The sequence below is a fragment of the Leclercia sp. 1548 genome (genome assembly GCF_050435045.1).
In the GTDB taxonomy this organism is placed as follows: domain Bacteria; phylum Pseudomonadota; class Gammaproteobacteria; order Enterobacterales; family Enterobacteriaceae; genus Enterobacter; species Enterobacter adecarboxylatus.
On record NZ_JBNDJP010000006.1, the window covers coordinates 133,566 to 149,699 of the forward strand.

11 protein-coding genes are annotated in these 16,134 nt (G+C 54.2%); 6 read left to right on the forward strand and 5 right to left on the reverse strand.

Annotation, left to right across the window (positions count from 1 at the left end; genetic code table 11):
• Positions 1 to 32: 32 nt before the first annotated feature.
• On the reverse strand, positions 33 to 3,380 hold the full coding sequence (mscK, locus tag ABIE02_RS16760) for a mechanosensitive channel MscK (protein ID WP_059308597.1): 3,348 nt from the start codon (positions 3,378 to 3,380) through the stop codon (positions 33 to 35).
• Between the two features lie 108 nt (positions 3,381 to 3,488).
• Entirely contained in the window at positions 3,489 to 4,142 is a 654-nt protein-coding gene (acrR, locus tag ABIE02_RS16765) for a multidrug efflux transporter transcriptional repressor AcrR (RefSeq protein ID WP_059308598.1), read from the reverse strand.
• Between the two features lie 142 nt (positions 4,143 to 4,284).
• On the opposite strand from acrR, the gene acrA reads away from it, so the two are divergent.
• From acrA to ABIE02_RS16790, 5 genes are all read left to right on the forward strand, one after another.
• Positions 4,285 to 5,478, forward strand: a complete 1,194-nt coding sequence (gene acrA, locus ABIE02_RS16770; RefSeq protein ID WP_032616867.1) for a multidrug efflux RND transporter periplasmic adaptor subunit AcrA — start codon at positions 4,285 to 4,287, stop codon at positions 5,476 to 5,478.
• A 22-nt stretch (positions 5,479 to 5,500) separates the two neighbouring features.
• Complete coding sequence (gene acrB, locus ABIE02_RS16775) at positions 5,501 to 8,641, forward strand: multidrug efflux RND transporter permease subunit AcrB (RefSeq protein ID WP_117385933.1); 3,141 nt, start codon at positions 5,501 to 5,503, stop codon at positions 8,639 to 8,641.
• Between the two features lie 491 nt (positions 8,642 to 9,132).
• Positions 9,133 to 9,525 carry an Hha toxicity modulator TomB gene (gene tomB, locus ABIE02_RS16780; protein ID WP_032616865.1) on the forward strand — a complete coding sequence of 131 codons (393 nt, stop codon included), beginning with the start codon at positions 9,133 to 9,135 and terminating at the stop codon, positions 9,523 to 9,525.
• A gap of 8 nt (positions 9,526 to 9,533) precedes the next feature.
• Positions 9,534 to 9,752 carry an HHA domain-containing protein gene (locus tag ABIE02_RS16785; protein ID WP_032616864.1) on the forward strand — a complete coding sequence of 73 codons (219 nt, stop codon included), beginning with the start codon at positions 9,534 to 9,536 and terminating at the stop codon, positions 9,750 to 9,752.
• 271 nt (positions 9,753 to 10,023) lie between these two features.
• Positions 10,024 to 10,488, forward strand: coding sequence for a YlaC family protein (locus ABIE02_RS16790; RefSeq protein ID WP_032616863.1), 465 nt, complete (start codon positions 10,024 to 10,026; stop codon positions 10,486 to 10,488).
• Between the two features lie 59 nt (positions 10,489 to 10,547).
• Here ABIE02_RS16790 and ykgO read toward each other — a convergent pair whose 3' ends face one another.
• A complete protein-coding gene (gene ykgO, locus ABIE02_RS16795; protein ID WP_032616862.1) occupies positions 10,548 to 10,688 on the reverse strand; it encodes a type B 50S ribosomal protein L36 in 141 nt (46 codons plus the stop codon).
• Between the two features lie 265 nt (positions 10,689 to 10,953).
• Here ykgO and ABIE02_RS16800 point away from each other — a divergent pair, with 265 nt between their 5' ends.
• A complete protein-coding gene (locus ABIE02_RS16800) occupies positions 10,954 to 12,522 on the forward strand; it encodes an EAL domain-containing protein (RefSeq protein WP_191153090.1) in 1,569 nt (522 codons plus the stop codon).
• A 32-nt stretch (positions 12,523 to 12,554) separates the two neighbouring features.
• On the opposite strand, the gene ABIE02_RS16805 is transcribed toward ABIE02_RS16800, so the two are convergent.
• Both ABIE02_RS16805 and ABIE02_RS16810 read right to left on the reverse strand, forming a co-directional pair.
• Positions 12,555 to 12,908, reverse strand: a complete 354-nt coding sequence (locus tag ABIE02_RS16805; protein ID WP_336994851.1) for a DUF1428 domain-containing protein — start codon at positions 12,906 to 12,908, stop codon at positions 12,555 to 12,557.
• A gap of 59 nt (positions 12,909 to 12,967) precedes the next feature.
• Positions 12,968 to 16,054 (reverse strand): beta-galactosidase, encoded by a 3,087-nt coding sequence (locus tag ABIE02_RS16810; protein ID WP_336994852.1) that lies wholly within the window; start codon positions 16,052 to 16,054, stop codon positions 12,968 to 12,970.
• Between the last annotated feature and the right edge of the window lie 80 nt (positions 16,055 to 16,134).

The following is a 16,134-nucleotide window of genomic DNA, read 5'->3' on the forward strand; positions in this document are numbered from 1 at the left end:
AGGGAACCTGATCCGCCCTCCCCTTTAGAAAATCATGCCGGTGTTGGGTCATCCCCCTTCACTTCACGTTTCACTTCTATGTGCTCGTCGCCCTTCTCATTGCGAAGATGCACTTCAAGCTGGTTGAACGCGATGTTGATGTTGTTCTCACGGCACAGACGCTCAATGGTGCGGTTCAGTTCATCCACGGTGTAGCTGCGGTCACGCAGTTCACGCACGTACAGACGCAGTTCATGATTCAGCGTACTCGGGCCGAAGGTGGTAAAGAACACGGCCGGCTCGGGATCGTGCATCACTTTCGGATGATCCATCGCCGCTTTCAGCAGCACTTTTTTCACCGTATCCAGATCGGAACCGTAAGCCACGCCCAGACTGATCACCACGCGGGTGATGGTGTCGGAGAGCGACCAGTTGATCAACCGCTCGGTCACGAAGGCTTTGTTCGGGATGATCACCTCTTTACGATCGAAATCCGTAATAGTGGTGGCACGAATACGGATCTTGCTGACCGTTCCCGAGAAGGTGCCGATGGTCACCGTATCGCCGATGCGCACCGGGCGCTCGAACAGGATAATCAGACCTGAAACGAAGTTACCAAAGATCTCCTGTAAACCGAACCCAAGACCTACCGACAAAGCCGCCGCCAGCCACTGCAGTTTGTCCCACGAGACCCCGAGCGAACCGAAGACGGTCATCGCGCCCGCCACCAGAATCACATAGTTCAGAATGGTGGTGATGGCGTAGGAGGCCCCCTGGCGCATATTCAGGCGCGAGAGTACCAGCACTTCCAGCAGGCCTGGCAGGTTGCGGATCAAGGCCCAGGCCACTACCGCCGAAACCAATGCAAACAGCAGGCTGCCCATGGTGACGTTTTTCACCACTGCCGCACCGGCTTCAGTGCCGCTGTAGTGCCACAGGGTAATGCTGTCGAGATAGGCAAAGACGGTAATTAAATCAGACCAGATGGCCCAGAACATCACGCCGAACAGAGCGATCATCACCAGCATGGTAATGCGCAACGTCTGCTGGTTGACCTGCTCGAGGGCGATGGTCGGCTCCTCCTGCGGCTCCGCGCCTTCGGCTCCCTCTTTTACCATATTCTGCCGACGCGCCAGGGCGCGGCGATAGGCGATACGACGGGCGGCCACGCTCAACCCGCGCAGGACGGTCTGATACAGCAGGTTCCAGAGGATCACCAGATAGACGGTTTCAATCCAGCGGCCCGACAGACGCAGGGTGGTATAGAAATAACCGGTAGCCGTGAGCACCATCAGCGCCACCGGGATAATGGACAGCACGGTGACCGTCGCCAGGCGAATGGAATGGGACTCTTTATCGCGCCAGCTGTCGCGGCACATCGGCCACATAAGGATGGCGATCACCAGCAGGTTAAGCAGAATAACGAACTGCCCCAGCACGTCATCCATCAGATGCAGCGGAGAGAGTTCCGCCACCACCGACCAGAAGTGCAGTGGCAACAGCGCGAGGCTCACCCGCACGATCTGGCGTCGCCAGTGGCTGGTGAGCTGGGCAGGCATATTAAAGTGATTCACCGCCACGCCGTCTTTTTCCAGCACTTTCCAGCACAGGCCAAACACCAGCCAGAACAGCGCCAGTTTTTTACTGAAGGCCCACAGCAGATCGCTGATATTAAGCTGCATGGTGAGCAGGATCAGCCCCGCCGCCAGAATTAACAGGCAGACCGGCAGAGCGCGGATCAGATCGATAAGAATGGCTTTCGGGGTATGAAGCTGGCTGTCATTACGCAATTGCCCTACTTCATTCGCCAGTTTCGCCTGGTACTTTTTCAGCCAGCCGAGACGCCAGCGGATCAACCCGGCAATCAGCAACAGCGGCAGACCCGCAAGGAAGGCAAAGGCCACCGCCGGACCGGCTTTTTCCCAGTTAACGGTGATTTTCATTCCTTTGATCTGGTCTTTCAGCATCCCCGGGAAGGATTTGATCCACTCCCAGTCCATCGGTTTGTTGCTGTTTACCCAGAAGATCTGCTGGGTGAGGATCTCCTGCAGGCTTTTGGATACGCTCACCAGCTGCTGCTGGTTGATCTGCAGGTTAATGGCCATCATCAGCTGATTACCCAGCTGTTTATTCAGCTGATCGAGCAGCTCGCGGCGCATGTCTACCACCTGCAGCAGCGCATCGTGGACTTCAGCGTTGACGTCGCTGCTGTGCCCCTCTTCCACTTTGGCGACGAAGGCATCGCTCTGGAACAGGGCATCGCGCTGCTGGTTGACCTCGAACTGTTCGAGACGCAAATCCGCAATGCGGTTGGTCATGTCCTCCAGTTCATCGGCGGAGGGTAAAGTCTGCTGCTGCTGATAGAGGATACGCGACAGCAGCAGGCTGCCTTTCAGGACGGCGATCTGCTCTTTAATGTTGCGCTCAGACTGCAGGGCGCGATCCAGCCAGTTTTTGACTTTGATGTTCCGCTGAACCAGCGAGTTGCCGTTTTCAGTGGCCGTGATCAAACGCTGGCTGAGCTGATGGTTGGCATCCAGCTCTTGTTTCACCAGCGGGTTTTCCTGGATACGCGCGGTTTCGTCCGGGTTAACGGCTTCCTGCGCGGTTTTCTCCGTCAGGGTGAGTCGCTTGCTGTTGACCGCTTCCTGCAACAGCTGTAGCTGATGCTCCAGACGGTTAATGTTGGCGGTAACATAGTCGCGCTGTTTTTGCAGGGTATCCTGCAGCACAGTGTTACCTTCCAGACTCTTACGCTGCTGTTCGATCTGCGCATTCAGCAACTGCTGCTGCGTCAGGAGTAAGGTTTGCTGCGTCGGGCGTAACGCCGCTTCGCCCGCGGAGGTGCCGTTCAGGCGATTGCGGATCTGCTGCAACTGCTGAGAGGCCGAATACATCGCATTCTGCACGCGCTCCGGCTGGGTTTGCAGGGAAACCAGTTGGCTATTGTAAGTGGCGAGATCGTTTTGTGCGGTTTGTAAATCGTCGAGCAGTTGCGCCACGCGCAGTTCCAGCTGACGCAGCGACAAGGTCGCCAGCGTTTTGCGGGTTTCCGCATCGTTATCGACATCACTCAGCGCGTTAAGGCTCTCGGTCGCCTTACGCATCATCTCAGGCGCTTGCGCCACCTTCTGGCGTAACTGCGTAGTTTCCGCTTTGACCCGCTCGAGCTTGTCGATGGTCTCCAGGGTTTCCGTCAGATCCTGCTGGACCAGCTTGTCCTGCGGAGTAAGCTCTTTCTGTTTGCTCAGGGCATCAAGCTGGCTCTGCACATCTGCCCTGGTAGGCATGTCGCTGCTATTATCGGCACGCGCAAACGCAGCCGGTGAAGCCATCAACGAGAGAAAGAAAACCAGAATAAAAGCAAAGATGGGATGCTGTTTGCGTGTGTAGTGCAACATAGTTATGTGTAATTCGTGTGATGAATACCAAAAAGACCGGCGTGAAGAATATCACGGCAATCGGGTGCAAAATAGCATCAACGCGTGGCTCCCGGACAATTCCTGGGATCAGGCATGGAGCGAGTCTGGCTGCGCGCGCAGCGTAGGGCAGAACTGGTACATCTCCAGCAGGATTTCCACATAATCACGGGCTTCACGTTGCAGATCAAAAGACTGGGGAGCAAAAAGCCAGTTTTCCATCAGGCCGGAAATATAGCTGCGCATCAGGATGGCGGCGCGGCGGGTTAATAAATTGGCAGGTAACATGCGGGCTTTAATACAATGCAATAGGCTCTGTTCAATACGATCGTAACTCTCCAGACAGAGACTGCGCTGTGCCTGTTGCACTACCGCCATTTCCCCGACAAACTCGCATTTGTGGAAGATAATCTCCATCATCAGGCGGCGGCGTTCTTCTATAACTGTAGCCTCAAGGATATAGACCAGAATCTCTCTTAAAACTGAGAGTGGATCGTCGGGGAATTTTGCCTGATACTCAGTCTCGAGATCCCCAATATTGGATTCTGAAAGCTCCCAAATTTCACCAAATAAATCTGACTTATTTTTGAAATGCCAGTAAATCGCTCCACGGGTTACTCCCGCCGCCTGAGCAATCTGTGCCAGCGAAGTGGAAGAAACACCCTGTTGCGAAAACAAGCGCAAAGCTACATCAAGGATGTGCTGGCGTGTCGCAAGTGCTTGTTGTTTGGTTTTTCGTGCCATACCCAGGTGAATTTACAGGAGTCAGATTTACATACATTTATGAATGTATGTACCATAGCACGACGATAATATAAACGCAGCAATGGGTTTGTGGACGCGTGATCCATTGATCAATTTGAAATCGGAAACTCGAGGTTTACATATGAACAAAAACAGAGGGTTAACGCCTCTGGCGATCGTTCTGATGCTCTCAGGCAGCTTAGCGCTTACAGGATGTGACGAAAAACAGGCTCAACAAGGGGCTCAGCAGGTGCCAGAAGTTGGCGTCGTGACGCTCAAATCCGAACCTCTCCAGATAAAAACAGAATTACCCGGCCGAACCAGCGCTTACCGCATTGCTGAAGTGCGTCCACAGGTGAGTGGCATCATCCTGAAACGTAATTTTACGGAAGGCGGCGATGTTAAAGCCGGTGAATCTCTGTATCAGATTGATCCCGCTACCTATCAGGCTAATTACGAAAGTGCAAAAGGCGATCTGGCTAAAGCCCAGGCTGCGGCAAAAATTGCCCAGCTGACCGTCAGCCGTTATCAGAAACTGATCGGCACTCAGTACATCAGCCAACAGGAATTTGATAGCGCCCAGGCCGATGCTCAACAGGCAAACGCTGCCGTTACCGCTGCGAAAGCCGCCGTTGAAACCGCACGTATTAACCTGGCTTATACCAAAGTGACGTCGCCTATCAGCGGCCGCATTGGTAAATCGGCAGTGACCGAAGGTGCCCTGGTGCAGAATGGCCAGACTACCGCACTGGCCACTGTGCAGCAGCTTGACCCTATCTATGTCGATGTCACCCAGTCGAGCAATGATTTCCTGCGTCTGAAACAGGAGCTGGAGAACGGCACCCTGAAGCAGGAAAATGGCAAAGCGAAAGTGGAGCTGGTCACTAACGACGGCATTAAGTTCCCACAGGCCGGCAGCCTCGAGTTTTCTGACGTGACGGTCGATCAGACCACCGGTTCTATCACCCTGCGCGCCATCTTCCCGAACCCGAACCATACGCTGTTACCAGGTATGTTTGTTCGCGCAAGCCTGGAAGAAGGGACTAACCCAACGGCACTGCTGGTTCCACAGCAGGGTGTGACCCGTACGCCGCGCGGCGATGCCAGTGCAATGGTCATTGGCGCTGAAGACAAAGTTGAAGTCCGCCAGATCACCGCAACCCAGGCAATTGGCGACAAATGGCTGGTTACCGAAGGTCTGAAAGATGGCGATCGCGTCATCATTACCGGTTTACAAAAAGTTCGCCCGGGCGCCCAGGTTAAAGCGCAAGAGGTCACGTCTGACAATCAACAACAAGCCTCCGCAGGCGGCCAGTCAGAACAACCTAAGTCTTAACTTAAACAGGAGCCGTTAAGACATGCCTAATTTCTTTATCGATCGCCCCATTTTTGCGTGGGTGATCGCCATAATCATCATGCTAGCCGGGGGACTTGCGATCCTGAAGCTGCCTGTCGCGCAATATCCAACTATTGCGCCGCCAGCAATTTCAATCGCCGCAACCTACCCAGGGGCTGATGCCAAAACGGTGCAGGACACCGTAACTCAGGTTATCGAACAGAACATGAACGGTATCGATAACCTGATGTACATGTCCTCCAACAGTGACTCCACCGGTACGGTGCAGATCACGCTGACCTTCGAATCCGGTACGGATGCGGACATCGCTCAGGTTCAGGTGCAGAACAAACTGCAGCTGGCGATGCCGTTACTGCCGCAAGAAGTACAACAGCAGGGTGTGAGCGTGGAGAAATCCTCCAGCAGCTTTCTGATGGTTGTCGGCGTTATCAACACCAACGGCACCATGACGCAGGAGGATATCTCCGACTACGTGGGCGCCAACATGAAGGATGCCATCAGCCGTACTTCAGGCGTGGGTGACGTGCAGCTGTTCGGTTCTCAGTACGCGATGCGTATCTGGATGGATCCGAACAAACTGAACAACTTCCAGTTAACGCCAGTGGACGTGATCAACGCGATTAAAGCGCAGAACGCCCAGGTGGCAGCCGGTCAGTTAGGCGGCACGCCGCCGGTGAAAGGCCAGCAACTGAACGCCTCAATCATCGCGCAGACCCGTCTGACCTCGGCAGATGAATTCAGTAAAATTCTGCTGAAAGTGAACCCGGACGGTTCCCAGGTTCGCCTGCGTGATGTGGCGAAGGTAGAGCTGGGCGGTGAAAACTATGACGTTATCGCCAAGTTTAACGGCCAGCCGGCATCCGGTCTGGGGATTAAGCTGGCGACTGGCGCTAACGCCCTGGATACCGCTACCGCGATCCGTGCCGAATTGAAGAAAATGGAACCTTTCTTCCCGTCAGGCCTGAAAATCGTTTATCCGTATGACACCACGCCATTCGTGAAAATCTCCATTCACGAGGTAATCAAAACGCTGGTCGAAGCGATTATCCTGGTGTTCATCGTGATGTACCTGTTCCTGCAAAACTTCCGTGCGACGCTGATTCCAACCATTGCCGTGCCGGTCGTTCTGTTAGGGACGTTTGCGATCCTCTCGGCCTTTGGCTTCTCGATAAACACCCTGACGATGTTCGGGATGGTGCTGGCGATAGGCCTGCTCGTGGATGACGCCATCGTCGTGGTAGAAAACGTCGAGCGTGTCATGTCCGAAGAGGGACTGCCGCCGAAGGAAGCTACCCGTAAATCGATGGGTCAGATCCAGGGCGCGCTGGTCGGTATCGCCATGGTGTTGTCGGCGGTATTTATCCCGATGGCCTTCTTCGGGGGTTCTACCGGTGCGATTTATCGTCAGTTCTCGATCACTATCGTCTCGGCAATGGCCCTGTCGGTACTGGTTGCGTTGATCCTGACCCCTGCACTGTGCGCCACCATGCTGAAACCAGTGGCCAAAGGCGATCACGGCGAGAACAAAAAAGGCTTCTTCGGCTGGTTTAACCGGATGTTCGATAAGAGTACGCACCACTACACCGACAGCGTAGGCAATATCCTGCGCAGCACCGGTCGTTATCTGCTGCTCTATATCATCATCGTGGTGGGTATGGCGTACCTGTTCGTTCGTCTGCCAAGCTCCTTCCTGCCGGACGAAGACCAGGGCGTCTTCCTGACCATGGCCCAGCTGCCAGCGGGTGCATCTCAGGAACGTACCCAGAAAGTGCTGGATGAGGTGACGAATTACTACCTCACCAAAGAGAAAGCCAACGTTGAATCGGTGTTTGCGGTTAACGGCTTCGGCTTTGCGGGTCGTGGCCAGAACACCGGTATTGCCTTCGTTTCTCTGAAAGACTGGGCTGAACGTCCGGGCGAAGAGAACAAGGTTGAAGCCATTACTGGCCGCGCGATGGGCACCTTCTCGCAGATTAAAGATGCGATGGTCTTTGCCTTTAACCTGCCTGCGATCGTCGAGCTGGGTACGGCAACCGGCTTTGACTTCCAGCTTATCGACCAGGGCGGTCTGGGCCATGAAAAACTGACTCAGGCGCGTAACCAGTTGTTTGGTGAAGTTGCCAAGCATCCTGAGCTACTGGTAGGCGTACGTCCGAACGGTCTGGAAGATACGCCGCAGTTCAAAGTGGATATCGATCAGGAAAAAGCACAGGCGCTGGGCGTTTCTATCAGTGACATCAATACCACACTGGGCGCGGCCTGGGGCGGTAGCTACGTCAACGACTTCATCGACCGCGGTCGTGTGAAGAAAGTGTACGTGATGTCTGAAGCGCAGTACCGTATGTTGCCGAACGATATCAACAACTGGTACGTTCGCGGCAGTGACGGACAGATGGTGCCATTCGCCGCCTTCTCCACTTCACGCTGGGAATACGGCTCGCCGCGTCTGGAACGTTACAACGGTCTGCCATCAATGGAGATCCTGGGTCAGGCGGCACCGGGTAGAAGTACCGGTGAGGCCATGAACCTGATGGAAGAGCTGGCGCAAAAACTGCCAGCAGGCATCGGCTACGACTGGACGGGCATGTCCTATCAGGAACGCCTGTCCGGCAACCAGGCTCCTGCCCTGTATGCCATCTCGCTGATTGTGGTATTCCTGTGTCTGGCAGCGCTGTATGAAAGCTGGTCGATTCCGTTCTCGGTTATGCTGGTTGTGCCACTGGGGGTTATTGGTGCCCTGTTGGCGGCCACGTTCCGTGGGCTGGGTAACGACGTGTACTTCCAGGTGGGCCTGCTGACAACCATTGGCTTGTCGGCGAAGAACGCGATACTTATCGTGGAATTCGCCAAGGATCTGATGGATAAAGAGGGCAAAGGGCTTATCGAAGCCACGCTGGAAGCGGTGCGTATGCGTCTGCGTCCGATTCTGATGACCTCCCTGGCATTTATCCTCGGGGTTATGCCGCTGGTAATCAGCTCGGGTGCAGGTTCCGGTTCGCAGAACGCCGTAGGTACTGGCGTAATGGGCGGGATGGTCACCGCAACCGTACTGGCCATCTTCTTTGTTCCGGTCTTCTTTGTGGTAGTACGTCGTCGTTTCAGCCGTAAATCTGAAGACGTCGAACACAAACATTCGGTGTAAGACCACCCGGAATGTGCTGTTAACAGTTAAAAAGGCCGCTAATGCGGCCTTTTTTTTGGCAATTGAAAATCATAAAATAAGCTTATTGGCGATTTATATATTTTATGTCACCTTTAAACCACTTTTCATATTTAACCTAATCCTCTTACACAAATTCTCACTTTCTTGCGTTGCTTCTTAGTTATTAAGAGTATTCCTGGTGTTTTTTGTTTACGATGGCGCGTAATAGCGCTTTTGAAATGGTCTTAACATCGAGTCGGGAGATAAGAACCCGGGGGGCAACTGGAAAAACAATATATAACAGAGTGTCTGCCTAAACCTTTACCCTCCGGCGTAATTGTAATTTTTCGTAATAGCGCGGTGAAATCCTAATCAGAGTAGATTATAGTTAATGGTAAGACGCATACAGTAGTCGTTGACGCTAAGTCAGTTGTACCCTTCCCGACAACGATGTTCGGTGAGTAAAAAATCACTCAAAAAGGGGATGCGCTATGGACGAATACTCGCCTAAAAGGCAAGATATTGCACAGTTGAAATTCCTTTGTGAATCCCTGTACCATGACTGCCTTTCCAATCTCGATGAAAGCAACCATGGCTGGGTCAATGACCCTACTTCTGCCATTAATTTGCAGTTAAACGAGTTGATTGAGCATATAGCAACCTTCGCGCTTAATTATAAAATTAAGTATAACGAAGATAATAAGTTGATTGAGCAAATTGACGAATACCTGGATGACACTTTTATGTTATTCAGTAGCTACGGCATTAATGCACAAGATTTGCAAAAATGGCGTAAATCGGGCAATCGGCTTTTTCGTTGTTTTGTCAATGCAAGCAAGGCTAACCCGTTAGCTTCGCCAGTTAAAATTATTACAAACAATTAGGTGACTTTATGTCTGATAAACCCTTAACCAAGACAGATTATTTGATGCGTTTGCGACGCTGTCAGTCAATTGACACCCTTGAACGTGTGATTGAGAAAAATAAATACGAGCTTTCTGATAATGAGTTAGCAGTATTCTATTCTGCAGCCGATCATCGTCTGGCTGAACTCACTATGAATAAGCTGTATGATAAAATCCCGACAGCCGTGTGGAAGTTTGTACGCTGATTGGGTGATTCACACGCCGAAGAGCATCACACTGCATTAGACGTTTAAACACTGCTTTCTACCACCAGCATGAGTTCCTCACCCGTATGGGCGACCGTTATCGCCCAACGGAGACGCTGCCTCGTACTGAACAGACTGACCGCTTTATCTAACCCGCCCTTTTCTGGCAACTGTTATGTTTTTTCTTAGCCTAACTGTTACTATCCACAAACATTGTGGTCACTTAAAATATACAGATCCCCGTTTTAAGTGATTTGAGAAAGGGCAGAAGATGACCGAGATACAACGCCTGCTTACCGAAACCATTGATGACCTCAATGTTCGAGAAAAGCGTGACAACAGACCGCGCTTTAGCATCAGCTTTATTCGCAAACACCCGGGTCTGTTTATCGCCATGTACGCCGCCTGGCTGGCAACGCTGGTGGTGATGCTGCAATCGGAGACGCTGATCGGTTCCGTCTGGCTACTGGTGGTATTATTCGTCGTCTTTAACGCCTTCTTCTTTTTTGACGTTAATCCGCGCTACCGCTACGAAGATATTGATGTGCTCGATTTTCGCGTCTGCTACAACGGTGAGTGGTACAACACGCGCTATGTGCCCAACCAGCTGATCGAGAGCATCCTGCACTCCCCCCAGGTTGAGTCACAACAAAAAGAGAAACTGCAAAAAATGATCGCCACTAAAGGCGAACTCTCTTTCTACGACGTCTTTACCCTTTCCCGCGTATCTGCCTGAAGCCTGTCCCGGCCTGCCGCCTATAGCCTCGCTGTAAGCGGCAAGCCTGCTGTCCTGCCCTACCGTTTCTTCTTACGTCCCTGCACGGCCTTGAACCGCGGATTAGATTTGCATATCACATACAGCCGACCTTTGCGTTTAACGATCTGGCAATCTTTATGACGTTTTTTAGCACTGCGCAATGAATTGAGGACCTGCATATTTACCCTTACCGAAGTTAATTGTTATAACATAACAATTAGCATATCCGAGTGGAGGTGCAAAAACAACCCACGACGGATAAGCGCCTCCTCAACTCTTCGCCCTTCGTTAATCTCGCCTAAAATATTTTTATTTGTGCGCCCGGTTGCTAAATGAAATCAATGGCAGGGGCGTGCTATAACACTACAATGCAGCGTGGCTTTCCGTATTAATGTCATCGACTTGTGCGCCTCTCGCCCGGCGTAATAAAAAGGAAACAGGAGCATGACAACCCGACACCTGGTTAGTGTGGTGACCTGCGTACTCGTTATTGCAGTGCTTGTTCCTGTCTGCCTCAGCGTCTGGCTGGCGCACAGTAATGCGGAAGATAAGTTTGTTGAGGACCTGAACAGCTATGCTTCCCGCGTCCAGATCCGTACCGACCGAGTAATTACTCAGGCCAAATCTGCGTTAAACGAAATGCAGTCCTTCAAAGGGATCCCCTGTAGTCGCGAACATACGCTGATGATGCGCCGCACCGCATTCTCCTGGCGTTATATTCAGGAAATGCTCTACGTTGACGATCTCAAGCCACGCTGCTCTTCGCTGGAACAAGAGAGCCAGACTCCCTCTTTTCCACCCGCACTGCGGATCACCCCCGATGGCTATCGGGCCTGGGTGACTTCGCACAACGATTTAAATGTTAATCGCTATATGGCCGCTATTGGCACAGGGCATTATATCGTGATGATCGACCCGGGCTCGCTGATCGACGTGATCCCCTTTGGCTCCTGGCCGATCGACGTCGCCCTGGTCGGGATCCGGCGCAATATCGTTTTCGCCAGCAGCAACAGCCTGGATATGCAGGTGTTCAATGAAATGCAGCGGACTAACAGCACGCATTTTCAACATAACGGCGCGATGTATAACGTGCACAATGTGCCCGACCTGGGTTTTGCCATTGTGACGTGGGCGTCCCTGAAACCGTTAAAAGAGAGCTGGCATCACCAGCTTTATTTTTGGCTGCCTTTTGGCATTTTGATCAGCTTGCTGACGGCCGGGTTTATTTTGCGCGTGTTACGCCGCCTGCAATCGCCCCGGCATCGCCTGCTGGATGCCATCAATGCCCGGGAAATTCAGGTGCATTTCCAGCCAATTGTTGCATTAAACAGCGGCAGATTAACCGGTGCAGAAGCGCTTGCCCGCTGGCCACAGCCGGACGGCAGTTACCTGTCACCTGATATTTTTGTTTCGCTGGCAGAGCAAACTGGCCTGACAAACTCGCTAATGACTCTGATCATTGAAAAGGTATTTGAAGAGATGGGCGAGTGGTTGCGCCAGCATCCTGGCCACCATATCTCGATTAACCTCGCCCCGGCCGATTTGATATCGGGTAGCGTACTCCCGCTACTGAGCCGTCTGCTGAATCAATGGAAGCTCCACCCATCTCAGATTGCGCTTGAGCTTACCGAGCGGGGGTTTGCCGATCCCACCGTCAGCGCACCTGCTATTGCCAGCTTCCGGCGCGCAGGTCACGCTGTCTATATCGACGATTTTGGCACTGGCTATTCCAGCCTCAGCTACCTGCAGGATCTGGACGTCGATACCCTGAAAATCGATAAATCTTTCGTGGACGCGCTGGAATACAAGAATGTGACGTCACATATCATTGAGATGGCCAGGTCGCTGAATCTCGATATGGTAGCGGAAGGGATTGAAACCGAGGGCCAGCTGGCATGGCTTCGCCGCCACGGTGTGCAGTACGGCCAGGGCTGGTTTTTCAGTAAAGCGCTGCCGAAAGAGGCCTTTATTCAGTGGGCAGACAACAATCTCGATCCGGAATCACACAACTAGCGCCCGGCGGAGTGTACCGCCGGGCATTATAATTATTCATCCAGCAGCGGCGAGAAGCCGCCATAAATCATACGCTTGCCGTCGAACGGCATTGCGTCGCCAAACGCTTTCATTCTGGGATCGTTCATCATCTTCCGGTTTGCTTCATCGCGAACCTCTCTGAAAGGATATTCGATCCAGCTGAAGACCACTTCTTCGTTCTCTTCCGCCTTCACCGCCAGGCGAAAGTCCGTTAATTTGCCGTCGGGGACGTCATCTGCCCAACACTTTACGATGCGAAGCGCGCCAAATTCTTTAAACAGCGGTGCGGCTTTCGCGGCCATCTCGCGATAAGCCTCCTTATTATTCGCGGGAACGGCAACCACAAAACCATCGACATACTTCATCAGATAAACCTCCGAAGTGAATGTGCGGCCACATGGTGTGACCGCATCAGCGATTAAGTTTAGTTCTGTTGCCAGCTAAAGGCGTAACGTACCTTTTTCCCCTGCAGGACAAACTCCGGCGACACGCTCGGGCTCCAGGAGTCGTCGCCCCCAACGCCCATATGAAACGCATCCAGGTTCAGCCAGCAGCCAGGCTCTTCCCGTAACAGATGGTGATGGGAGGTCTCGCGCAGCTGCGTCTGGCTGTAGCGGCTCACCCCAAAGTGGAAATCGCCATCCAGCTGATGCTGCCCCAGCGTCAGTTGCCGGGTATTGCAGCGCAGGCCGTTTTCGGTGGGGAAAATATAGGGCGTATGCAGCGCCGCAAGCGGCAACTCCCAGCGACCCTGCCGGGCGGCAAGTTTGCGATCCGGGTAGTTTTCATAAGGCCCAAGCCCACACCAGTTCACGCTCTGTGGCACCTGCGCCAGCTGACAGCTCAGCCCGATACGCGCCGGCTCCGGTATGTTGCTTGCCACCTGCACCTCAATATCGCCATGCAGTACACCCTGGCTGTCGATGCGCCAGCATTTGCGGCTCAGGAATAGCACCTGGTTGTCGTGCTCCCAGGCGTGCAGGGTGGTGATCGCCACCGCCTGCGCCAGCTGCTCGCCGTCACACTGCAAAAGACGCGGCGTCAGACTGTACATCCCCGCCGCCTTCCAGCGTTCCACCCAGGCATTGGGATCGATACGGGTCGCTTCACTGACGCCGATATCATTATCCAGCGGGGCGCGGGTGAAGTTGTCGGTCAGCGGCGCGAGCAGCGTCGTCTCTCCCTCCCGCCACCACTGGGTCAGATCTCCGGTGGCGCGGTTAAACTGCCAGCGCTGCTGTTGATGGGTCACCACCAGCGCGTCATCTTCGCGCATGAGCTGCGGTGCCACCCCACCAGCTTTCGTTGGTGCGACAAGTAACGGGACCGGCAGCGGCCATTGATCCCAGGCACAGAGATGATTTTCCGCAGACCACGGCGTGGCCGCGGGCTGGAACACATCCACATTCAGCCACAGTTCACCCTCTGCCGGTGTGCCCTGCGGCAACGCGATCTCCAGCCGTTGCGTACCTTGCGCCGGGATGTTAAGCGCCACCACCTCAGAGGCCAGCACCTCGCCATTACGCAGCACTGACCAGCGCAGATGCTCGTTGTCGGTATTGCGGAAGAGATAATCGCTCTCTACCTCCACCACCAGCGGGGAATGACTCACCAGGGTAAAGGTAAAGAATTGCTGGGCGCGCTGGGCCTCATACAGAGCCGGATGCGGCGTGCGATCGGAGAAGACTAACCCGTTCAGACAGAACTGGCGGTCGTTGGGTTTATCGCCAAAGTCGCCGCCGTAGGCCCAGAAAGGGTTGCCCTGTTCGTCATGCTTCGTCAGCGCCTGGTCCACCCAATCCCAGACGAAACCGCCCTGCAGACGAGGATGCTTGCGGAAGGCCTCCCAGTATTTAGCGAAACCGCCAAAGCTGTTGCCCATCGCGTGGGCATATTCGCAGAGGATCAGCGGACGTGTCTCGTCCGGCATGCCGATCCACTTCTTAAGCGACCATTTCGGTACCGCCGGGAAGGGCTGATCCTGATCGACGCGGGCATACATCGGGCAAACAATGTCAGTTGCAGCGGTGTTGGCCCCGCCGCCCTCATATTGCACCGGACGGGTCGGATCCGTCGCCTTCACCCAGCGGTAAAGGGCATCGTGGTTAGCGCCGTGACCGGACTCATTGCCCAGCGACCAGATGATAATCGACGGGTGATTACGATCGCGCTGCACCATGCGGGTAACGCGCTCGCTCATGGCAGGCAGCCAGCGCGGATCGTCGGCCAGACGGCTCATCGGCACCATACCGTGGGTTTCAATATTGGCTTCATCCACCACGTACAGCCCGTAGCGGTCGCACAGGCGATACCATAGCGGGTGGTTAGGATAGTGCGAACAGCGCACGGCGTTAAAGTTATGCTGCTTCATCAACGCAATGTCGCGGCGCATGGTGGCTTCGTCCATCACCTGCCCGTGCTCAGGGTGATGTTCGTGGCGGTTAACACCGCGTATTAGCAGCGGCTTACCGTTGAGCTTCAGCAGACCGTTGCTGATTTCGACCCGACGAAAACCAACATCGCAGGCTTCAACGTCCAGCACCTGGCCCTGCCCGTCGCGCAGCACGAGGGTTAACCGGTAGAGGGCGGGGATTTCAGCGCTCCACAGGGCCGGTTGATCCACCCTGAGGGAGACATTCACTCTCTCCTGCCAGTGACCACGCTCATCAACAATGGCCGAGCCGGGCGTACCGGTTGCGCTGGCGATACACTCCCCTGCCCGCCACAGATTCACGTCGATCTTGCAGTTCGCGTAGTCGGCTCCCCCGAGGGTCAGCCCCAGCTGGAGTTGAGCGCGATCATAATCGGCGTTCAGTTCGGTGACCACATGGTAATCGGCAATATGGGTGTCGGGTTTGTGCAGCAGGGTGACATCGCGGAAGATGCCGCTCATGCGCCACATATCCTGATCTTCAAGGTAGCTGCCGTCACACCAGCGAAGCACCATCACCGCCAGTCGATTGCTGCCCGGGCGCAAGAAAGCGGAAATATCAAATTCCGCGGGCAGACGGCTGTCCTGGGAATAGCCGACCCACTGTCCGTTGCACCACAGGTAAAAGGCCGAGTTGACGCCTTCAAATACCAGCCGCGTCATGCCGCGCTCCAGCCAGCTGGCATCCATATCGAATGTGAGCGAGTAACAACCGGTTGGATTCTCTGCCGGTACAAACGGCGGATTCACCGCAATGGGATAGGTCACGTTGGTGTAGATCGGGGTATCAAAGCCCTGCATCTGCCAGTTGGAGGGAACGGGCATGATCACCGCATCCGCGCAATCTTCCTGCGTCCAGCTATCGGGAACGCGCTCTGGCGCGGCAAAGAAGCTAAATTTCCAGTCACCGTTCAGCGAGCGAACGGCAGGTGAATCACCCTCCTCCCGCGCCGCCTGCTCGTCACGCCAGCCGCTGAGCGGCACATGGGCAGGGAGGCGATTCCATTGCGTGACGCCGGGGTTTTCCCAGTCACGGCGGGCAAGAAGTGCGCTGAGAGTCAGCGGATCAGAATGGGACATAGTTACCTCTTTTGCGAAGCGCTCACAATTTTCAAACTACAATGCCCTGTCGGGGGAACAGGGTAAAGCGGGAGAGCGTC

Bases quoted from the DNA above. Each gene is read 5' to 3' on its own strand.
- mscK (WP_059308597.1), bottom strand. From the start codon at position 3,380: ATGTTGCACTACACACGCAAACAGCATCCCATCTTTGCTTTTATTCTG.
- acrR (WP_059308598.1), bottom strand. From the start codon at position 4,142: ATGGCACGAAAAACCAAACAACAAGCACTTGCGACACGCCAGCACATC.
- acrA (WP_032616867.1), top strand. From the start codon at position 4,285: ATGAACAAAAACAGAGGGTTAACGCCTCTGGCGATCGTTCTGATGCTC.
- acrB (WP_117385933.1), top strand. From the start codon at position 5,501: ATGCCTAATTTCTTTATCGATCGCCCCATTTTTGCGTGGGTGATCGCC.
- tomB (WP_032616865.1), top strand. From the start codon at position 9,133: ATGGACGAATACTCGCCTAAAAGGCAAGATATTGCACAGTTGAAATTC.
- ABIE02_RS16785 (WP_032616864.1), top strand. From the start codon at position 9,534: ATGTCTGATAAACCCTTAACCAAGACAGATTATTTGATGCGTTTGCGA.
- ABIE02_RS16790 (WP_032616863.1), top strand. From the start codon at position 10,024: ATGACCGAGATACAACGCCTGCTTACCGAAACCATTGATGACCTCAAT.
- ykgO (WP_032616862.1), bottom strand. From the start codon at position 10,688: ATGCAGGTCCTCAATTCATTGCGCAGTGCTAAAAAACGTCATAAAGAT.
- ABIE02_RS16800 (WP_191153090.1), top strand. From the start codon at position 10,954: ATGACAACCCGACACCTGGTTAGTGTGGTGACCTGCGTACTCGTTATT.
- ABIE02_RS16805 (WP_336994851.1), bottom strand. From the start codon at position 12,908: ATGAAGTATGTCGATGGTTTTGTGGTTGCCGTTCCCGCGAATAATAAG.
- ABIE02_RS16810 (WP_336994852.1), bottom strand. From the start codon at position 16,054: ATGTCCCATTCTGATCCGCTGACTCTCAGCGCACTTCTTGCCCGCCGT.